Below are 17758 nucleotides of genomic sequence, written 5' to 3' on the forward strand. Positions count from 1 at the left end.
TAAATTTAATTCATTTTACAAATATACCCCTAAAAAAGATGGGGTAATTTTAATTTGTATTTAAAAAATTGTTAATTTTGTCAAAAATATATTGCCGATGTCAACATTGAGATTTAAAGCGTTAGAAACGCTACCATTCAAAAATTTCAGGAAAGAGAATAATGTAGAGATTCCTGCTAAATTATCAGAATTGTTCTGTGAGAACGTATTTTCTGAACAAACAATGAGAGAATATCTTACCAAAGAAGCATTCTCTTCAATTATTGATGCTATTAAAAAAGGCACAAAAATTCAAAGACACATTGCAGACCAAGTAGCTGTAGCGATGAAAGATTGGGCGATGTCTAAAGGCGTTACTCACTATACACACTGGTTTCAGCCATTAACTGGGGCAACTGCAGAAAAACACGATTCATTTTTTACACCAATAGAAGGAGGTAGAGCTATTGAAAGATTCAGCGGAGGTATGCTTATTCAACAAGAGCCAGATGCGTCTTCTTTCCCTAATGGTGGAATTAGAAATACATTCGAAGCTAGAGGTTATACCGCATGGGACCCTACTTCTCCTGCTTTTATTATGGGAACTACTCTTTGTATTCCTTCTATCTTTATTTCTTACACTGGTGAAACATTAGATTATAAAGCACCTTTATTAAGAGCTTTGCATTCAGTAGACGAAGCGGCTACTTCAGTGATGCATTATTTTGATAAAAATGTAGAAAAAGTAACGCCTACTCTAGGTTGGGAGCAAGAATATTTCTTAATAGATTCTGCATTACACCAATCAAGACCAGATTTAGTATTAACAGGTAAAACATTATTAGGTCACGCTCCTGCAAAAGGACAACAATTAGATGACCATTATTTCGGTTCTATTCCAACTAGAGTTATGAACTTTATGAAGGAGCTAGAGATTGAATGTATGAAATTAGGTATTCCTGTTACAACTCGTCATAATGAGGTAGCTCCTAATCAGTTTGAGCTTGCTCCTATGTTTGAGGAAGTAAACGTAGCCATCGACCACAATTCATTATTAATGGATGTAATGGGAAGAGTAGCTAATAAACACCACTTCAAAGTATTATTACACGAAAAACCATTTGCGGGAATTAACGGTAGTGGTAAGCACAATAACTGGTCTCTAGCGACAAACACTGGAGAAAATTTATTAAGCCCAGGTAAAAATCCTAAGAAAAATCTACAGTTTTTAACTTTCTTTATCAATACCATTAAAGCGGTTTATGAATATGCAGATCTTTTAAGAGCTAGTATCGCTTCTGCTAATAATGACCATAGACTAGGAGCTAACGAAGCGCCGCCTGCTATCATCTCAGTATTTATTGGTTCTCAGTTGTACAAAGTGCTTAATGAGCTAGAAAAAGTAACTGATGGTAAACTTTCTCCTGAAGAAAAAACAGAACTTAAACTAAATGTAGTAGGAAAAATTCCTGAAATTTTATTAGATAATACCGATAGAAACAGAACTTCTCCATTTGCATTTACAGGAAATAAATTCGAAATCAGAGCGGTAGGTTCTTCTGCTAACTGTGCAGAACCTATGACTGTAATGAATGCAATTATGGCAAAACAATTAAGAGATTTCAAGGTAGAAGTTGATGCTCTTATTGAAAAAGGTCTTAAGAAAGATGAAGCTATCTTTAATGTACTTAGAGAATACATCAAACAATCTAAAAACATTATGTTTGAAGGTGACGGATATTCTGATGATTGGGCAAAAGAGGCTAAAAAAAGAGGTTTAAGCAATCTAAAAACTACTCCAGAAGCTCTTAAAAAAGAGATGGATAAAAAGTTTGTAGAATTGTATGAAGAACTAGGTATTTACTCTCACAGAGAAGTAGAAGCTAGAAACGAAATCAAATTAGAAAAATATTCTACAACCATTGATATTGAAGCTAGAGTAATTGCTGATATTGCTAGAAACCACATCATTCCTGCTGCATTAAACTATCAAAACAGATTAATAGAAAATGTAAAAGGACTAAAAGATATTTTCAGCGAAAAAGAATTCAAAGCTATTGCTAAAGAACAATTGAGCTTAATTACTCAGATTTCTGAAAATGTTTCTAAAATTAAATTAGGAGTAGAAGAATTACTTGTCGCTAAAGAAAAAGCAAAAGGAACTTCTGATAGTCAAAAACAAGCGGAAGCATATTGTTTTAATGTTAAAACTTTATTTGATGGAATCAGAGAAGCATCAGACGCATTAGAAATGATGGTAGATGATGAGCTTTGGCCATTAACCAAGTACAGAGAAATGTTATTCACAAGATAATTTCTTATAAGTCCCTCTCAATCGAGAGGGATTTTTTTTCAAACAATGGAAGAAAATTTCAAAATAATAAGAACCAATTCAGAAAATATTGATTTTACAAAATTGGTCAAAGATTTAGACCTGTTTTTGGCCGATATTGACGGAGAAGAACATTCTTTCTATGCTCAGTTTAACAAGATTACTACTATTAAGCATTGTGTAGTTCTGTATGTTAATGATTCGCCAGTATCTTGTGGAGCTTTTAAATTGTATCAAAATGAAAAGGTTGAAGTTAAAAGAATGTACACCAAACCAGAGTTTAGAGGATATAATTTTGCTAAAAAAGTTTTAGAAGAATTAGAAAATTGGGCATTAGAAGAAGGCTTTTCTAAATGCATTTTAGAAACGGGGAAAAAACAAAAATCAGCAGTGAAATTATATCAAAAAATGGGATACAATATCATACCAAACTACGGTCAATACAAAGAAATTGAGAATAGTATATGCTTTGAAAAGGTTCTGAAATAGAATTGGTTAAGTATATTTTAGAATTTAAATAGGATGAACCATATCTTAAAAACCAGAGCATTATAGACAGGTCTTATGTAATTTGTAGATGAGGTCTATTTTATGTTAAAATTTCTTAAAAAAATAAAATTGAGTGCAACCGAAAATAGAGCCTTTCCGGTTGTTTTTTTTTAACATATTAATTGCAAATGTTAAAAAATGTTAAATCTTTTTTAAGACTGATAAATGTCAACACCAAAAAAAATCAGATATTATACATTTGTCCCGTCTAAGAAAAGAAATAACAAGTAATAATATGAAGAAAAGAGTTTTCATTTACACGATTGCGATGATATCGTTTTTCTCTTTGCAGTCATGTGTTACCAACTATGTAGTTTCTACACCTACTCAATACAAAACTAATGCCAATCTAGAGGAAATAGACACAAAAAACCTTACCGCAGCTAATAAAAGCACCTATAATAGTTACAATGTCAATTTTGCCAATGCGCAAAAATCTGAACTAGCAGCAGCTATTACAAGTGCTATTTCATTAGAAAAAACAATAGATGATATTTTGGGTGAGGCAAATACTTACCTTGGCACTCCTTATAGATTTGGAGGAACCACTAGAAATGGAATAGACTGCTCAGCTTTTGTACTCAATGTGTTTGGGGAAACCACAGGTATAGAACTCCCTAGAGTTGCAGCAGAACAGGCTCAATTAGGTGAAAGAGTAGAAAAACAAGAACTTCAAAAAGGTGATTTAGTTTTTTTCTCACAAGGAGGTAGAATTTCTCACGTAGGAATTGTGCAAGAAGTAAGCGCAGATGGGGATATAAAATTTATACACGCCGCTACTTCTAGAGGAGTAATGATTTCATCATTAAATGATTCCTATTGGGGGAGAAAGTTTAGATTTGCAAAAAGAATTATAAAACAACAACCGCAACAGTAAATAATTGATTTAATAAAAAAATCCTCCAAATTAATTAATTTGGAGGATTTTTGTTTTATACCAATGAATTCTTATCTGTATAGTTGAGTTTAAAGAAAATAGCGGTCATGATAGAAAAGGCTAAAAAAGAGCTTCCTCCGTAACTGAAATAGGGCAAAGGTATTCCCACGGTAGGGAAAAGGCCCATTACCATTCCAAGATTGATGGCGAAATGCATCAATAAAACACCTGCAAAACAATAACCGAAAACCCTACTAAAAGTTGTTTTCTGTGTTTCGGCAAGGTAATAAATTCTACCAATGAAAATGGCATAAAAAATAACCAGTAGTGAACTTCCGAAAAATCCCCATTCTTCTCCTACCGTACAAAAAATGTAATCTGTTTCTTGCTCTGGCACAAATTTTCCCTGCGTAACAGAGCCTTCTTTGTATCCTTTACCCCAAAAACCTCCAGAACCAATAGCTGTTTTAGAATAAAGCAAGTTGTAACCAGAGGTATCTCTGAATGCTTTTTCGCCTTTGTAGAGCACTTCTATTCTCTCCCTTTGGTGTTTAGGTAGTTTTTCAAGAATTTTAGGTGTACCATAGCTTATACCTGACAAAAGTAAAAAGCCTCCTGCAAATGAAGCAATGGTAGGAATGGTCCATATAATTCTATTAAAATTAAAAAACAGAAAAATTGCCAGTATAATAAATAATCCTAAAATAATATATATTGGATTAAAAGCGATGGAAAGTAAAAAAACGCTGGCTAAAATAAAACCAATCCCAAACAGCCATCCGCTCAGCCCTTCTCTATATAAAGCGATAATGAAGGTAGTAAAAACAAGCAAAGAACCTACATCTGGAATGCTAAGAACAGCAACCGCAGGAATTCCTATGATGGCAAAAGTAGTCAATAAAGATTTTCTATTATTCCAATTAAAATCTGGCCCAGAAACATAACTTGCAAGCATAAGTGAAACTCCAATTTTGGCAAATTCTACAGGTTGTATGGTAAAACCACCTATTTTATACCAATTTTTTTGTCCTTTTATTTCACTACCTAATACATGCAAACCAAGTAAAGAAATGACACCAAGGATAAAAAATACAACAGCAAAGTTTTCGAAAAACTTGCTTCTCATCATAAAAATAATAAGGCCTACGAATAAAGAGATAAAGAAGAAAATCAATTGTTTTTCTCCAAGTCCACTATCAACACTATAAATGTTGACAACCGCAAAAATAGAAATGGCGAGATATAAAAAAATGCCAAGCTTATCTAGTCCTTCTGCCCATTTCATTTTAAGTTAATTTTTTAGTTTTTTTATTTTTATTATCATTCCTTTTATTCAGTTGTTGTAAACTGTCTTGCAGTTTTTTAAGCCTTATAGAATCTAAATCTTCTTTGGGTTTGCCATGTTCTTTGTACCATTGTCTCTTGTATTCACCCATGAAACTGGCATTAATCATTTTTTTATAAAGATGTTCTCTTTTTAGCGTTCCTGTGATATATTTTTCTGCAATTACAGTACACGCTGGCCCTGCCCAAGTTGCCCCGAAGCCAGCATGCTCCATCACAGCAGCTACTACAATTTTGGGTTTGTCTGCTGGAGCGATTAGAGTAAAAATAGAATTATCTTTTCCTTGCGGTACTTGTGCGGTTCCAGTTTTAGCTAATTGGGTAAAATCACTTGATTTTAGGCTAGCTCCAGTGCCTCTAAGCATCACGGCTTCCATACCCTTCATAACCAAATCATAATATTTCTGATTTTGAACTTTGGTAAGATGTTTTTTCTTAAATCTTGGGTCAGGGTTAGGCTTTCCGTCTATAGATTTTACAATATGTGGAGTGTAGTACCAACCTTTATTGGCAATAGCTGCGGTGTAATTGGCTAACTGAAGAGGTGTGATTAGAACATCGCCTTGCCCCATACCGTTAAAAATAGAACCATTTTGAGTGTATAAAGGATTCCAATTTTTTGATTTTAGATTGCTTCTTTTTTCATAAAATTCACCACTCGGTATTCTTCCTTTTGCGCCAACTGCTAAATCATTATTCATGAATTTATTAAGACCAAAACTTTCCATGATTTCTTTCCATTCATTCACTCCTTTGGTAGGGTTACCTGGATATTTATTCATGATAGAGATAAATGCATAAGAGAAATAGCAGTTACTAGAAACTTGGATGGAAGGAATCAAAGGTTCTGCACCACCGTGACCTTTTATACTTAAACCTCTATAGTAAAAACCTCTTCCGCATGGAAAAATAGTGTTTTCATCCATTACACCCATTTGCATAGCCGCAAGAGCAGTTAATAATTTAAAAGTAGAACCAGGTGGATAAGCTGCTTGTAGAGCTCTATCAAAAGTTGGCTTATTGTCATAAAGGGTGTCTTTTGATAATCGGTAAATATTCTTTTTCTTTTGAGGACCTGTAAATAAGTTAGGGTCAATGTCTGGACCTGTGGCAAGTACTAAGATTTCTCCGTTATTAGGGTCTAGTGCAACAATGGCCCCGTGTTTATTGACCAGCATTTCTTCTGCCATTCTTTGCAAATCATAGTCTATGGTAAGGGTAAGGTCTTTTCCTGAAACTACATCTTTATCTAGACTTCCGTTTTTGTATGAACCTACATTCCTTAATCTAATGTCTTTTTGAATATATTTCATCCCCTTTTCACCTCTTAATTCCTTTTCGTATGACCTTTCTACACCTGTAATTCCGGCAATATCACCAGGAAGATAATAAGTAGAATCTCTTTTGATGTAGTTTTCGTTTACTTGATTGGTATATCCTAATAAATTACCAGAGGTAGTAACTTCATACTTCCTTTGTGGACGTTCTACGATGCTAAATGCAGGGTATTTGAAAATAATTTCTTGAATTCTCGCAATTTCTTCTCTACTCATATCACTCATAAAAGTCATTGGGGTAAGCCTTGAGTAGTATTTATCTTTTTTGAGAGCTTCTACTTTGTTGATAAAATCTTTTTTGGTAATTCTTAAAAGATTACAAAAGCCAAGCGTATCAAAATCTGGCTTCATGAGATTTTGTGTAAAAGAAATCTCATAAGAAGGTTGATTGCCTACCAGAATTTTGCCGTTTCGGTCAAAAATAATTCCTCTTTGTGGGATTACATATTCTATTTTGATAGATGTATTCGCAGCATTTAATGCATATCTATCTGTAAATAACTGTAAATAAGCCAATCTTGCTACAAAAATAATAGCAATGATAAATATGGTAATGGTAATTTTAATATAGGCAGGTTTCAAACTTTTTCTTTGATTTTAAATGCTAATGTGTAGATAAGTACAAATATAATTGAAATAACGCTTGTAATTAAAATATTGAGCATAACTTCAAAAAATCTATCGAATTTAAAAAATTCTATGCTTTGTACTAAAAACTGATGCAAAAAAATACTTGAAAAAATATAAAATAAAAACTGTGACCACTGAAGGTTGTGAAATGAGAAAATATCAGATGATACTTCAGTAGAAGTTTTAAAAATTATGGTTCTGAAATAAGCGATCAAAGTTGTGGCAAACGCATTAATCCCCCATGTGCCTAAGAAGGCATCTATTGCCAACCCTAATAAAAAACTTGCAGTTAAAAAAACATATAAGTTTCTATAAAAAGGATAAAAAAGCACGAAAATGGTGTATATAACAGGGGTGTATTTTCCTGCGATGTCTATTCTATTAAACAAAAAAATCTGTAGCGCAACAAGCACCATCATCATTACAAGGTCGGTAAAAATGTTTCTACTAATCATTTTTTATTGCTGCATCTAGCGTGTCTTGAATTTGTTTAAGTTCTAGTTTTTTTAAATTTCTTACTACGAAAACTTTCTGTAGATTCCCCATTTTTTGGTTCAATTCCACTGAAATGTCCCAATATCCGGTTTTAGAATCTACTTCGTATCCTGCAACTCTTCCTATCATCTTCCCTTGTGGAAAAATAGAGGATTTCCCATCAGTTACTACAGTGTCACCTACTTTTAATGGTACATATTTCGGGATGTCTGCCAAATGCATGGTTCTTGAATTGTCTCCTCTCCAAGTAAGCGTTCCAAAATATCCGCTATTTTTGAGGGCGGCATTAATTTTAATTTTATTCACACTCAAAATAGATTGAACAAGAGCATAGTTGTTGGTGGTGTTCACAACAATTCCCGCAATGCCATTAGGAGCAATTACGCCCATTTTAGGAAAAACACCATGTCTTTTTCCTCTGTCTATGGTAAAATAATTGTCTTTTCTGGTGATGCTATTATTCACAATGTCAGCATCAACAAAAGTGTAAATTTGTCCTCCACCTATAGTGTCGGTAATTCTTCTAAACTGAGGGTTTGCAGACTTGTCTTTACCATAAAGTTCTGACATGAGAGCTTTATTCTGTGCCGTTAAGTCTTCATTTATTTGCTTTAATTTTAGGTAGCTTGTTCCTTGGTCTATGTACCCTGATATCCAAGCATTGAATGCCGTGGTTTGTGCTGCTAGAAACGATTGTTGCATTGAATTTCTACTGAAAATCAATGTTACGGCTATTAACTGTAAGAAAAGAAAGAACAGAAATAATCCGTTCTTACTAAACAATCTAATCAAAAAACCCATTCTTACAGTGGTTTCTTATTATTATTTAATTAGGAAATTGAATTTATCCATATTTTTAAGTGCGATGCCCGTACCACGAACTACCGCTCTCAATGGATCTTCTGCTACGAAAACAGGTAAACCTGTTTTTTTGTGAAGTCTATCTGCTAATCCTCTCAATAGTGCACCACCACCAGCTAAATAAATACCTGTTTTGTAAATATCAGCCGCTAATTCTGGAGGTGTAAGAGAAAGAGTTTCCATTACAGCATCTTCTATTCTGATGATAGATTTATCTAGAGCTCTTGCGATTTCTTTATAGCCTACCATTATTTCTTTTGGTTTTCCTGTGATAAGGTCTCTACCTTGTACCGGAATGTCTTCTACATCTACATCTAGTTCTTCTACTGCAGAACCTACTTCTATTTTCACTCTTTCGGCAGTTCTTTCCCCGATGTATAAATTATGATGAGTTCTCAGGTAATAGGCAATATCATTGGTGAAAACGTCTCCTGCGATTTTTACAGATTTATCACAAACAATACCTCCAAGAGCTACCACTGCAATTTCTGTAGTACCACCACCTATGTCAATAATCATATTCCCTTCAGGTTTCTGTACATCTATACCTACACCAATCGCAGCAGCCATTGGTTCGTAGATTAATCTTACTTCTTTAGCGTTTACTTTTTGTGCAGAATCTCTTACTGCACGTTTTTCAACTTCTGTAATACCAGAAGGAATACAAATCACAATTCTAAGAGCTGGCTGAAAAAGTTTTCCTTTAATACCAGGAATTTGTTTAATAAATTCCTTGATCATATGCTCAGAAGCAGCAAAATCTGCGATTACCCCGTCTTTCAGAGGACGTACTGTTTTGATGTCTTCGTGAGTTTTTCCTTGCATGTGTTTAGCCTGTTCTCCTACGGCAATTGGTTTCCCAGAAGAACGCTCTATAGCTACGATTGACGGCTGGTCAATCACGATTTTATTATTGTGAATGATAAGTGTATTAGCTGTGCCTAAGTCTATCGCAATTTCTTGCGTGAACATATCAAATAACCCCATTTTTCTACTATAAATTTTAGTTTACAAAGATATAAATTTAAACGCATTCTAAATAGAGGAAAATAAAAAAAATAGTTAAAATTTTATTAAATTCTAAATGCTTATTGTATTTTTAAACTTTAAACTTTCAATTTTATTTTTACTTCTTTGAAAATTAAATAAAGTATTGATGATTTTTTAATTAAATTACAGTAAATCAGATGATTAAATTAATATCAGCAGAGGAGACTTATCCTGTAAGAAAAGCAGTTCTCAGAAAAGAGTTTCCAGATGAGCCGCATCAATTTAGTGGCGATTTAGATCCTGATACTTTTCATTTGGGCTATTTCGAAGAGAATGAAATAAAAGGCATAGTCACCATTATGAAAAATGGCAGTGTCGCTCAGCTAAGAGGGATGGCAGTTTCTGAAGACTGTCAAGGAAAAGGCTTCGGGAAAATGCTTATACAGAAAGCAGAAGATATTTTACGAAAGGACAAGATTTCTAAAATCTGGATGAACGCCAGAGAAAAAGCAGTTCCTTTTTATGAAAAATGCGGTTATAAAATAGAAGGCGAAATTTTCATCATAAAACCCATTGGTTTTCATTATTTGATGGCAAAATATTTTGATTGATATTATAAAACAAAAGCATATTCAAATTTAGAAGATATTTATCAGAATATTGATTAAATTTGCAGATTGATAATGAACGCTCACGTAAAGACATATAACACGCAGAATTTCACGGTTTTAAGCATTAGTTATGAGAAAGCTAATGCCGAAATCAGAAGTAAATTTGCTTTTTTTGATGAACACATCAAGAGTTTTGTGAATGAAATTCACGACAAAAAGCTGGGTGATGCCTTTGTGGTTTCTACTTGTAATCGCACCGAAATTTATACCACCACCAACAATTATATGTCTATTGCAGAGATGTATTGCAAGACTGTAGATGTAAGTTTGATGGATTTTATGCAGTTTGTGAATGTCATTAAAAACGAAGAAGCACTTAACCATCTTTTCCGAGTTTCTGCAGGTCTAGAAAGTCAAATTTTAGGAGATTTTGAAATCATTGGGCAGATTAAAAACGCATATCATCGTTTCAAAAAATACAGAAAATTTAGCAATCCTTATTTAGAAAGAGCCATCAACTTGGCCATTCAAATTTCTAAAAGAATCAAAAACGAAACAGGAATTTCAAACGGTGCTGCATCTGTTTCTTATGCCGCAGTTCATTATATTTTAAAAACTCAAACTCAAATTTCTGATAAAAATATTCTGCTTTTGGGTGTTGGCGAAATCGGACAAAATACTGTAGAAAATTTAGTAAAACACGTTTACAAACCAAAGGTTAAAATTGCTAACCGCTCTTTCGAAAAGGCAGAAAAAATTGCTGAAAAATATCACATCCCTCAAATTGCTTTTGACAATTTCGAGGATGAATTGAAATCTACAGACATCTTGATTGTAGCCACTGGTGCGCAAACACCAATCATCTTACCAAAACATTTCCCAAATGGCAAAGAAACTTTGGTGATTGATTTGTCTATTCCTAATAATGTGGACAAAAATGTAGCTGAGAACAAAGCCGTGAAATTGGTAGATATCGATGAGCTTTCTTCGCACATCGAAGAAACGATGGAGCAGCGCAAAAAAGAAATTCCAAAAGCAGAAGCCATTATTAAAGAAATGACCAAAGAATTTTTGGTTTGGGAGAAAAAGAGAAAATTTGCCCCAAATATTCATCAATTCAAATCGGCTTTAAAGAAAATTGAAGACCACGAAATGCATAATTTCCACAGAAAACACAAATATATAGATGTGGATGATATGAAACTAAGTGAAAAAATGATACAGAAAATCACCAATAGATTTGCAAAATATATTATCGAAAACCCTCTAAGAGCAGAAGAAATTACCAAACTAATGAACGAGATTTTGGTAGAGCAACCGAAAGAGGAATTTAATAAAAAGCATCAGTAGATTTTAGATTTACGATTTGGGATTTACAAATTTTCAAGAATTTAAATTTTTATCATGATTAAAATAGGCACCAGAAATTCGCCATTAGCAATGTGGCAAGCAAAAGAAGTAGAACAAAAATTACAAAATTTAGGTTATGAAACTTCATTGGTTCCCGTGCTTTCTTCTGGTGACAAAAACCTTAATCAACCGCTTTATTCTCTAGGAATTACGGGTGTTTTCACCAAAGATTTAGACATTGCTTTGCTCAATAATGAGATTGATATTGCGGTGCATTCTCTGAAAGATGTTCCTACACTTTTACCTCAAAATATAGAAATTTCAGCGGTTTTAGAAAGGGATTTTCCTCAAGATGTTTTGGTGAGAAAGTCTTCTTCAAAAAATAAAAATTTAGCAGAACTTAAAATCGCAACCAGCAGTTTGAGAAGACGTGCTTTCTGGCTCGAGCAATTTCCAAATACTGAATTTTCTGACATTAGAGGTAATGTACAAACTCGTTTGAAGAAATTAGAAGAAGGCGATTTTGATGCTACACTTTTTTCTTTGGCAGGAATTAAAAGAATGGAAATGAAACTCGATTTTGAATTTCTAGAATTTATGATTTCCGCACCTAGTCAAGGAGTTGTAGCGATTGCAAGTAGAATTAATGATGTTGAAACCAGAGAAATTTTACAGCAGATTAATCATAAAGAAACTCAAATTTGTGTAGAAATAGAACGCAATTTTCTACGAACTTTAGAAGGTGGCTGTACTGCGCCAATTGGTGCAATTGCAAAATTCGATGATAATAGAATTTATTTTAAAGGAAAATTAAGTTCTCTTGATGGGGCTAAAACGCTCAATTTAGTTGAAGAATTTAACTATAACAATTCTGAAAATTTCGGAGAGAAATTTGCTAAGGCTATTTTGGAAAACGGCGGACAAGAAATGATGAAGATTATAAAATCTGAAATAAAAAATTAAAGAGCCAATTTTCTTATGAAAATCCTTTTTACCAAAACAGGCATTGAAAATGAAGTTTCCAAAAAATTGGGAGCAGATTTAGCCTTTGATTTTCAGGATTTTATTAACATAAAACATCTCAAAACAAAACCATTTGATTTAAAGAATTATTCTCTGATTTTCAGCAGTGTAAATGCAGTGAAATCGTTCTTTAAAAATAAATTTGAACCTCACGAAAATTTCTTGAATCCTAGAAAGTTCAATAAAATATATACAGTAGGGTTTAAAACAAAATTAGAACTCAGAAAACAAGGTTTCGGAACGTTTAAAGTGACCAAACATGCTAGTGACTTGGCAGATTTTATTATTGATTACTGCCAAAAAGAAAAATTCCTTCACTTTTGTGGTGATTTGGCTTTAAATATTTTAGATGAAAAACTTCCTTTGCAAAATATTTCTTACAAAAAAGTTATCATCTACCAAACGAATTTGCTCTACCCGAAAATTTCTGAAAAATATGACGCGGTAGTTTTTTTTAGTCCGAGTGGAGTTCGTAGTTTTGCGAAGTTTAATTCTTTAGAAAATTTGAAAATCTTTTCTATCGGACAAACTACAGAAAAAGAACTGAAAAAATTCACCCAAAATAGAATTTTCACCAGTAAAGAAAGTAATTTAGAAGATTTGTTAAATATTATAAAGCAAAAAGCGGAAAGCTGATTGCAGAAAGCAATAAAATGATAAAAAACGACTTATATTTAAGAGCATTACGTGGCGAAACTGTAGAAAGACCACCAGTTTGGATGATGAGACAAGCCGGGAGATATTTGCCAGAATTTATCGCATTGCGTGATCAATACGATTTTTTTACCCGTTGTCAAACTCCAGAATTGGCAGCAGAGATTACGGTTCAGCCGATTAGAAGATTTCCGCTAGATGCAGCGATTTTATTTTCTGATATTTTGGTAGTTCCACAAGCAATGGGAATTGATTTCAAAATGAAAGAATCCGTTGGTCCTTGGTTAGACACACCCATCAGAACTTTAGAACAAGTTGAAAATCTGCAAGTTTCTGGTGCGGAAGAAAATCTGAAATACGTTTATGATGCCATCGAAATCACTTTACAAAAATTAGAAAACGAAATTCCTCTCATTGGTTTTGCAGGTTCACCTTGGACTTTGCTTTGCTACGCAGTAGAAGGAAAAGGCTCTAAATCTTTTGATATTGCGAAGTCATTTTGTTTTACTCAACCAGAAGCAGCGCATTTACTTTTACAAAAAATTACAGATGTAACCATTGCTTATCTTAAAAGAAAAGTAAAAAGTGGTGTTTCTGCGGTACAAATTTTTGATTCTTGGGGCGGAATGCTTTCTCCAGAAGATTATCAAGAGTTTTCTTGGAAATACATCAATCAAATTGTAGAAGCTCTAGCTCCTGAAACTCACGTTGTGGTTTTTGCTAAAGGTTGTTGGTACGCTTTAGAAGAAATGACAAAATCTAAAGTTTCTGCACTTGGAGTTGATTGGACGATTACTCCAGAATTGGCAAGAAAATTCACCAATAATTCTATTACACTTCAAGGGAATTTTGATCCTGCAAGATTGCATTCTTCACCAGAAGTGATTAGAAAAATGGTCCACGAAATGATAGATAGATTTGGCAAAGATAAATACATTGCCAATCTAGGACACGGAATTTTACCGAATATCCCAGTAGAAAACGCCGAAGCTTTTATAAGAGCGGTGGTGGAATATAAAAATTAAAACCAATAAAATATCTTTTATAATGAAAAAACTAATGCTATTAGTTGTGCTATTTATTGCACAAATTTCTTTTGCTCAGATAATTAATTTGGGTTCAAAATTTTATAAAGCTGAATTAACCATGAGCAATGGTGCTGTAAAAGAAGGTTATGCAGAACCTGTTTCAGTACATAAATCAAGTATTAATTTTAAGCCAACGAAAGATGGTAAAAAAGAAATAATTGAGCTAACAAAATTAGAAAAAGTTCACTATTATGATGAAAAAGAAGGTAGAGAAGCTATTGCTGAAAGGTTATTAGCTAATAATGGAGATTATAAATCAGAAGCGTTTTTATATTTAATTGAATTAGGAGAAATTTCTTTATATTCTCAAACTTCTGCGTTTTATATTATAACTAATAAGACAATGATTCGTAGAGAGGCAGACATTTCATATTTTTTTAGGTATAAAGATGAAAAAGATGTAACTCTAATAACTATGAAATTTGAAGGAGGAATTGGAATTCCAATAGGATTAAAAAAATTCACTAAAAAAGCCATTAAAGATTTCTTTTCTGACAAATGTCCCAAACTAGTGACGGCTTATGAAAATGATGAAATAAAATTCAAAAAGGATGTTTCTGTTTTCATTGATTATTACGAAAAGAATTGTAAATAATAAACTAAAAATCCTCAGAAATTTCTGAGGATTTTTGTTAATGCAAATAAAATAAGAGTCAATTATTTCACTTCGGTGATAAATTTTTCTTTCGGTTTTCTTACTTTCACTAGTTTTTCTAACCAGTCTTTTTCAGAATCTCTGTAACCCAAAGGTAAAAGTAAAACACTTCTCAATCCTTTTTCTCTCAACCCTAAAATTTCATCTACTTTTTCTGGGCTGAAACCTTCCATCGGAGTTGCATCTACACCTTCAAAAGCTGCTGCAATAATCGCAGCACCAAAAGCAATATAAGCTTGTTTTGCAGTGTGTACAAAATTTTCTTCTGCTGATTTTGGAACATAAGCATTTAAAAGAAAATTTCTGTAATTTTCCCAACCTTCATTAGTCCCACCACGTACTTCGTTGGTTAAATCAAACATATAATTGATTCTTTCGGCAGTGTAAGTATCCCAAGCTGCGAAAACTAAAACGTGCGAAGCATCTGCAACTTGTGGTTGATTGCTAGCCGCTTCTTTCAACTGGTTTTTCACTTCTTGATTGGTTACCACAAAAATCTCAAAAGGTTGTAAACCGCTAGAAGTAGGAGCAAGACGAGCAGCTTCTATAATTCTTTCTACTTTTTCTTCACTTACTTTTTCGCCATTCATTGCTTTTGCGGCGTATCTCCACTGTAATTTATCTAATAATTCCATTTTGTAAAAATTTTTCTGCAAAGTTAATACGTAAAACTACGTATTGTCATTGATTTATGTTAAGAAAGAGATAGAAAAAATGAACCAAGTATACTTGACAATCTTTTATTTATTCAACTCCAAAAGTGAGAAATAATATATGTTGAGAAAGGCACAGAAAAAATAATTAAAAATGTGATTTAAAATTCTAACCTATCTCTTTTACAATACCATTTAGGCATACAATAAGAAATTTCACAGTCTGAAAATAATATTTTTTCTTATTTTTCTTCATGAAATCTAAAGTCGTTAATCCATAAAATATAGGAACAACTTTTTGGGAAGATTTACATTTTGGGCAAACAGAAGTTTTATTTTCATCGTATTGACAGTACTTTTTGACAAAAATATTAATAGAGGTGTCTCCGCTTATTTTGATAAGAAAAAGATTTTTGTCGTAAAATTCATTGTTGATTGTAAATCGATAATCCCCATTTTCAATATTTGAGAATTTGAAATTTCCATCCATATCAGAGGTTGAAAAGTATTCTTTTTCAGAATTGATTTTTTTAAGTTTTATTTCAAATAGAATTCGGTCATACTTTCTATTAATGAGAGTATCTCGTACTTTTCCGCTTAAACTTTGAGCATAAGAAGTTATTGAGAATAGACTTAAAACAAAAATTAGAAGAGGTCTTTTCATTAGTTTTTATTCAACTCCAAAAGCGGTTCTATGTATTGTCTGTCATTACAAAGACGAGGAACTTTATTTTGTCCGCCCAGTTTTCCTCTAGATTCCATCCATTGGTAGAAAAGTTGAGGTTTTGCAGTGTGTATAATCGGCGGGTTAAGCGTCATATTGAGGTAACGTTTCGCTTCGTAATCAGAGTTTAATGATTTTAAAGTTTCGTCAAAAATTTTAGAAAATTCATCGAAATTAGTTGGATGTTTGGCAAACTCTAGCAACCATTCGTGTGCGCCAGATTTGCCTTCTCTCATAAAAACAGGAGCCCCTGTGTAATCTAGAATATGAGCTTCGGTAGCATCACAAGCTTTTTTGAGCGCAGTTTCTACATTGTCTATCATGAGTTCCTCGCCAAAAGCATTAATGTAATGTTTCGTTCTTCCAGAAATCTGAATTCTATGTGGAGAAAGCGAGGTAAACTTCACCGTATCACCGATTAAGTAACGCCAAAGTCCACCGTTGGTAGAGATTACTACAGCATAATTTTTCCCCAGTTCTACCTCTTCCAAAGGAATGGCTTGTAGATTATTTCTATCAAATTGCTCCATCGGAATAAATTCGTAGAAAATACCGTAATCTAGCATCAGAAGCATTTCATCACTGCCACTTCTGTCTTGAATGCCGAAGAATCCTTCGGAAGCGTTGTAAATTTCGTAGTAATTGATGTCTTTGCCTATGATTTTTCGATATTGCTCTTTGTAAGGTTTGAAACTAATACCACCGTGGAAGAAAACTTCTAAATTCGGGAAAACCTCTGAAATATTTCCCTTACCTGTTTCTATCAAAATTCTCTGAAGCAAAACCATCATCCAACTTGGTACGCCGGTTAAACTGCCTACATCTTGGTTTTTAACTTCAGAAACAATGGCTTTCAGTTTGGTTTCCCATTCAGACATTAATGAGGTTTTTTTGCTGGGAACGGTAGTAATTTCTATCCAAAAAGGTAAATTTTCTATTAAAATAGCAGATAAATCTCCGAACTTGGTGTTGAAACTCTCATAGAGTTCTGAGCTGCCTCCTAATCTTAAATTTTTGTTCAAGAAAAGTTGATTATCAGGATGGTTGTTGGCGTAAATAGAGATTAAATCTTTGCCCGCTTTGAAATGGCAATCTTCTAGACTTTCGTCAGAAATAGGGATGTATTTGCTTTTGGCATTGGTGGTTCCAGATGATTTGGCAAACTGACGAATTACACCTGGCCAAGAAACATCTTTGTGGCCTTGTCTTGCTTTTTCTATGTAAGGTTCGAATTCTTCGTAGTTGACGATGGGAACTTGTTGTTGAAAATCTCGATATGATGAGATGTCTTTGAAGCCGTATTTTTTTCCGTATTCTGTTTCGTCTGCATGGAAAAGCTGAGAAAAAAGCACCCCTTGTTGTGTTTCAATAGGATGATTCATAAAATTCTGAATTTGGTCTATTCTCTGTCGAATAAACCAATTAACTGCCATATTGAAAAGTGCCTTTGTTGCCATTGCTCAAATTTAATAAAAAAACCGAATGAGAGAAATGAAATGTGGCCTAAATTTTCTGAGTTGCATAATTAAAATTTGAGCTGAATATGCGCGAAGGATGGTAGTGAAAATCCTTTTTAAATTTTATGAGAGAGGAATAGTGATGGAAA

Annotated in this window: 17 protein-coding genes; 9 read left to right on the forward strand and 8 right to left on the reverse strand. The window is 33.3% G+C overall.

The features are described from left to right. Positions 1–97 precede the first annotated feature (97 nt). The 3 genes from IEW40_RS06535 (at position 98) to IEW40_RS06545 (ending at position 3737) form a co-directional block, all read left to right on the forward strand. Positions 98–2293 carry a glutamine synthetase III family protein gene (locus IEW40_RS06535; RefSeq protein ID WP_188617265.1) on the forward strand — a complete coding sequence of 732 codons (2196 nt, stop codon included), beginning with the start codon at positions 98–100 and terminating at the stop codon, positions 2291–2293. A gap of 45 nt (positions 2294–2338) precedes the next feature. Further along, entirely contained in the window at positions 2339–2800 is a 462-nt protein-coding gene (locus IEW40_RS06540) for a GNAT family N-acetyltransferase (RefSeq protein ID WP_188617266.1), read from the forward strand. A gap of 295 nt (positions 2801–3095) precedes the next feature. After that, the gene (locus tag IEW40_RS06545; RefSeq protein ID WP_188617267.1) at positions 3096–3737 is read left to right on the forward strand and encodes a C40 family peptidase; all 642 of its coding nucleotides are present in this window, start codon (positions 3096–3098) and stop codon (positions 3735–3737) included. A 55-nt stretch (positions 3738–3792) separates the two neighbouring features. Here IEW40_RS06545 and rodA read toward each other — a convergent pair whose 3' ends face one another. Genes rodA through IEW40_RS06570 form a run of 5 tightly spaced genes read right to left on the reverse strand, consistent with a single transcriptional unit; the run spans position 3793 to position 9391 of the window. Beyond that, a complete protein-coding gene (rodA, locus tag IEW40_RS06550) occupies positions 3793–5022 on the reverse strand; it encodes a rod shape-determining protein RodA (RefSeq protein WP_188617268.1) in 1230 nt (409 codons plus the stop codon). A 1-nt stretch (position 5023) separates the two neighbouring features. Then, on the reverse strand, positions 5024–7000 hold the full coding sequence (locus IEW40_RS06555; RefSeq protein ID WP_188617269.1) for a peptidoglycan D,D-transpeptidase FtsI family protein: 1977 nt from the start codon (positions 6998–7000) through the stop codon (positions 5024–5026). Then, positions 6997–7503: a rod shape-determining protein MreD gene (locus IEW40_RS06560; protein WP_188617270.1), complete on the reverse strand. Its 507-nt coding sequence runs from the start codon at positions 7501–7503 to the stop codon at positions 6997–6999. Before IEW40_RS06560 ends, IEW40_RS06555 begins: the two co-directional genes overlap by 4 nt. Further along, on the reverse strand, positions 7496–8344 hold the full coding sequence (gene mreC / locus IEW40_RS06565) for a rod shape-determining protein MreC (RefSeq protein ID WP_188617271.1): 849 nt from the start codon (positions 8342–8344) through the stop codon (positions 7496–7498). Before mreC ends, IEW40_RS06560 begins: the two co-directional genes overlap by 8 nt. A 21-nt stretch (positions 8345–8365) precedes the next feature. Further along, entirely contained in the window at positions 8366–9391 is a 1026-nt protein-coding gene (locus tag IEW40_RS06570) for a rod shape-determining protein (protein WP_188617272.1), read from the reverse strand. A gap of 200 nt (positions 9392–9591) precedes the next feature. Between IEW40_RS06570 and IEW40_RS06575 the strand changes: the two genes are divergently transcribed. The 6 genes from IEW40_RS06575 to IEW40_RS06600 all read left to right on the forward strand — a co-directional run bounded on the left by IEW40_RS06575 (position 9592) and on the right by IEW40_RS06600 (position 14715). Beyond that, entirely contained in the window at positions 9592–10005 is a 414-nt protein-coding gene (locus IEW40_RS06575; protein ID WP_188617273.1) for a GNAT family N-acetyltransferase, read from the forward strand. A gap of 72 nt (positions 10006–10077) precedes the next feature. Beyond that, positions 10078–11355 (forward strand): glutamyl-tRNA reductase, encoded by a 1278-nt coding sequence (hemA, locus tag IEW40_RS06580; RefSeq protein WP_188617274.1) that lies wholly within the window; start codon positions 10078–10080, stop codon positions 11353–11355. Between the two features lie 54 nt (positions 11356–11409). Continuing rightward, positions 11410–12318, forward strand: coding sequence for a hydroxymethylbilane synthase (gene hemC, locus IEW40_RS06585; protein WP_188617275.1), 909 nt, complete (start codon positions 11410–11412; stop codon positions 12316–12318). 15 nt (positions 12319–12333) lie between these two features. Then, positions 12334–13014, forward strand: coding sequence for a uroporphyrinogen-III synthase (locus IEW40_RS06590; RefSeq protein ID WP_188617276.1), 681 nt, complete (start codon positions 12334–12336; stop codon positions 13012–13014). Between the two features lie 17 nt (positions 13015–13031). After that, complete coding sequence (hemE, locus tag IEW40_RS06595; RefSeq protein ID WP_188617277.1) at positions 13032–14057, forward strand: uroporphyrinogen decarboxylase; 1026 nt, start codon at positions 13032–13034, stop codon at positions 14055–14057. Between the two features lie 22 nt (positions 14058–14079). Beyond that, complete coding sequence (locus IEW40_RS06600; protein ID WP_188617278.1) at positions 14080–14715, forward strand: hypothetical protein; 636 nt, start codon at positions 14080–14082, stop codon at positions 14713–14715. Positions 14716–14777: 62 nt separating this feature from the next. Here IEW40_RS06600 and IEW40_RS06605 read toward each other — a convergent pair whose 3' ends face one another. From IEW40_RS06605 to IEW40_RS06615, 3 genes are all read right to left on the reverse strand, one after another. Next, positions 14778–15410, reverse strand: coding sequence for a nitroreductase family protein (locus IEW40_RS06605; RefSeq protein WP_188617279.1), 633 nt, complete (start codon positions 15408–15410; stop codon positions 14778–14780). Between the two features lie 187 nt (positions 15411–15597). Further along, complete coding sequence (locus IEW40_RS06610) at positions 15598–16092, reverse strand: hypothetical protein (protein WP_188617280.1); 495 nt, start codon at positions 16090–16092, stop codon at positions 15598–15600. Continuing rightward, positions 16092–17609 carry a GH3 auxin-responsive promoter family protein gene (locus IEW40_RS06615; RefSeq protein WP_188617281.1) on the reverse strand — a complete coding sequence of 506 codons (1518 nt, stop codon included), beginning with the start codon at positions 17607–17609 and terminating at the stop codon, positions 16092–16094. The genes IEW40_RS06610 and IEW40_RS06615 overlap by 1 nt, the downstream gene beginning before the upstream one ends. Positions 17610–17758: the final 149 nt, after the last annotated feature.

The organism is Cloacibacterium rupense, assembly GCF_014645495.1.
Taxonomy (GTDB): domain Bacteria; phylum Bacteroidota; class Bacteroidia; order Flavobacteriales; family Weeksellaceae; genus Cloacibacterium; species Cloacibacterium rupense.

What these genes read in the sequence shown, in the direction of transcription:
- IEW40_RS06535 (WP_188617265.1), top strand. Translation starts at nt 98, where the DNA reads ATGTCAACATTGAGATTTAAAGCGTTAGAAACGCTACCATTCAAAAAT.
- IEW40_RS06540 (WP_188617266.1), top strand. Translation starts at nt 2,339, where the DNA reads ATGGAAGAAAATTTCAAAATAATAAGAACCAATTCAGAAAATATTGAT.
- IEW40_RS06545 (WP_188617267.1), top strand. Translation starts at nt 3,096, where the DNA reads ATGAAGAAAAGAGTTTTCATTTACACGATTGCGATGATATCGTTTTTC.
- rodA (WP_188617268.1), bottom strand. Translation starts at nt 5,022, where the DNA reads ATGAAATGGGCAGAAGGACTAGATAAGCTTGGCATTTTTTTATATCTC.
- IEW40_RS06560 (WP_188617270.1), bottom strand. Translation starts at nt 7,503, where the DNA reads ATGATTAGTAGAAACATTTTTACCGACCTTGTAATGATGATGGTGCTT.
- mreC (WP_188617271.1), bottom strand. Translation starts at nt 8,344, where the DNA reads ATGGGTTTTTTGATTAGATTGTTTAGTAAGAACGGATTATTTCTGTTC.
- IEW40_RS06570 (WP_188617272.1), bottom strand. Translation starts at nt 9,391, where the DNA reads ATGGGGTTATTTGATATGTTCACGCAAGAAATTGCGATAGACTTAGGC.
- IEW40_RS06575 (WP_188617273.1), top strand. Translation starts at nt 9,592, where the DNA reads ATGATTAAATTAATATCAGCAGAGGAGACTTATCCTGTAAGAAAAGCA.
- hemA (WP_188617274.1), top strand. Translation starts at nt 10,078, where the DNA reads ATGAACGCTCACGTAAAGACATATAACACGCAGAATTTCACGGTTTTA.
- hemC (WP_188617275.1), top strand. Translation starts at nt 11,410, where the DNA reads ATGATTAAAATAGGCACCAGAAATTCGCCATTAGCAATGTGGCAAGCA.
- IEW40_RS06590 (WP_188617276.1), top strand. Translation starts at nt 12,334, where the DNA reads ATGAAAATCCTTTTTACCAAAACAGGCATTGAAAATGAAGTTTCCAAA.
- hemE (WP_188617277.1), top strand. Translation starts at nt 13,032, where the DNA reads ATGATAAAAAACGACTTATATTTAAGAGCATTACGTGGCGAAACTGTA.
- IEW40_RS06600 (WP_188617278.1), top strand. Translation starts at nt 14,080, where the DNA reads ATGAAAAAACTAATGCTATTAGTTGTGCTATTTATTGCACAAATTTCT.
- IEW40_RS06605 (WP_188617279.1), bottom strand. Translation starts at nt 15,410, where the DNA reads ATGGAATTATTAGATAAATTACAGTGGAGATACGCCGCAAAAGCAATG.
- IEW40_RS06610 (WP_188617280.1), bottom strand. Translation starts at nt 16,092, where the DNA reads ATGAAAAGACCTCTTCTAATTTTTGTTTTAAGTCTATTCTCAATAACT.
- IEW40_RS06615 (WP_188617281.1), bottom strand. Translation starts at nt 17,609, where the DNA reads ATGGCAACAAAGGCACTTTTCAATATGGCAGTTAATTGGTTTATTCGA.